Origin of the sequence: Flavonifractor sp. An91, assembly GCF_002159225.1 — a bacterium.
Taxonomy (GTDB): domain Bacteria; phylum Bacillota; class Clostridia; order Oscillospirales; family Oscillospiraceae; genus Flavonifractor; species Flavonifractor avicola.
The window spans coordinates 1-1,982 of record NZ_NFHA01000084.1 but is presented as its reverse complement, the minus strand read 5'-3'; the positions used below and the strand labels follow the sequence as shown (position 1 = coordinate 1,982).

Sequence of the window (1,982 nt, the reverse complement as noted above, 5' to 3'; positions counted from 1 at the left end):
GTTGTAGCCAACCAGAAAGGTGGGGTAGCCAAGACCAGCACGGTCCGAAATCTGTCCTATGCGCTGGCCGAGATGGGCAAGAAGGTCTTGGTAGTTGACTTTGACCCCCAGTATAACCTTACCACCAGCTTCGGTGTCCTGCCGACCCAGGCACCCTATAATACCGGGACGCTTATCACCAATCTGCTCCTGGACGAATCTCTGCCGGATACCAACGAGTTCATCCAAAAAATTGACTCTGTGGACTTGATCCCTTCCAGTCGCTATCTCACCGTTGCAGAGGCAAATCTGCTGATGACGCCGGATAGCAACGGGTACCTAGCTACTCTGCTCGCACCTCTGCGGATGTCCTATGATTACATAATCGTAGACACAAATCCATCTCTGGGTTCGTTGACAATAAATGCTTTAACGGCCGCCGACGAGGTAATCATCCCGATTGATCCGGAACTGTTTGCGCTGACTGGTTTGCAGGCGTTGATGGATACCATCAAAAAAATTAAGCAGAAATTAAATCCCAGGATTGATATTGGAGGTATCCTGTTCACCAAATGCAACAAACGGACGAATCTATACCGTCGCACATACGGTCAGGTTGCAAAGGCGTTTCAATCGCTCCCTATCTTCAACTGTCAGATTCCGTATACAGTCAAAGTGGGAGACGCAAACAGCTATGGAATGAGCGTCATGGAGCTGGAGCAGGCCAACCCAGCCTCTCTTGCCTATCTGGAACTTGCAAAGGAGGTGTTGGAATATGCCTCCACTTAAGCCTCGTATCAGATCCATTGATGATCTTCTGGGTGTGACTGAAACTTCATCTTCAAAAAATGAGTCTAAAGCGTCGAATCAGTCTGTATGTGATGCGAGTAATGAAATACAGATGCTTCCACCACAAATCATTCGCAGTTTTCGAGGATCTCCATTCCGAGAATACGGTGGAGAACGATTTGATGATTTGGTGGACAGTGTTTCACAACATGGTGTTTTGGTGCCTGCTTTTGTCAGAAAGATTGAGCCAGATGAGAATGGATTTGAATATGAGATGCTGGCAGGCAGACACCGGCAGAGAGCCGCTATTATTGCAAACCGCGAACTTCCCTGTATCGTCAAGGAAAATCTCTCCGATGAGGATGCTTGGATTTATGTGATCGAAACCAATGTCCTGCAACGCTCTTTCTCCGAAATGCTGCCCTCTGAAAAAGCAGCGGTACTGGCTCTGCGCTATTCCAAGATGGTCTGTCAGGGACGCCGGAACGATATTATTAAGGAACTGAAAAGGCTGGAAAACCCTGATGAAATCAAGGGAAACAGGACTGGTGGAAGTGACTTCCACAGGATAAAAAGCAGGGATGCTTTGGGAGCGGAATATGACCTTACAGGTCGTTCTGTTGCAACTTATCTCCGCATCAACGAACTGTCGGACGCCCTGAAAATCAGAATTGACAATGGAGAATTTTCGATTGCGGCGGCCGTGCAGCTTTCCTATCTGACTGAACAGGAACAGCAGATGGTTGACGATGTGCTTTCGGGAAGCGAGTACAAGGTCAATGAGGGAAAGGTTGTCCTGCTGCGGGAATATACCGGAAAGCTAACCCCGGAGCGTACCGAACAGATTTTGTCCGGCGAATTTAACCGGAAACCCAAGAAATCCACGGCTACGGCGTTCAAGGTCAAACCGGCGATTTACAAGAAATACTTTACCGTCAGCATCAGCCAGAAAGAGTTCGACAGTATTGTGGACGAGGCACTTGCCCTCTACTTTGCTCAGAAAGAACAGGAATCCGAGCAAGAGGCCGGATAACCGGCCATAATCACCAATACAGGAAGGAGGTCAGATACCGTTGAGAAATGATGAACGCCTGAGGACGATATATGAAGTCATGGCTCCCTATATTGTCCGAAATGAACACAACTGGCGGGATTATCTGGCATTTGCATCGCAGTTCCATAAGCACAGTTTTGACAACATACTTCTTGTGTAC

At 48.0% G+C, this 1,982-nt stretch carries 2 protein-coding genes; both read left to right on the top strand.

The features are described from left to right. The coding region (locus tag B5G42_RS17475) for a ParA family protein (RefSeq protein ID WP_087273156.1) at nt 1-768 on the top strand (768 nt) is incomplete at its 5' end. After that, nucleotides 755-1,801, top strand: a complete 1,047-nt coding sequence (locus B5G42_RS17470) for a ParB N-terminal domain-containing protein (RefSeq protein ID WP_087273151.1) — start codon at nt 755-757, stop codon at nt 1,799-1,801. The genes B5G42_RS17475 and B5G42_RS17470, both read left to right, overlap by 14 nt. The last annotated feature ends 181 nt before the right edge of the window (nt 1,802-1,982 follow it).

Bases quoted from the DNA above. Each gene is read 5' to 3' on its own strand.
- B5G42_RS17470 (WP_087273151.1), top strand. From the start codon at position 755: ATGCCTCCACTTAAGCCTCGTATCAGATCCATTGATGATCTTCTGGGT.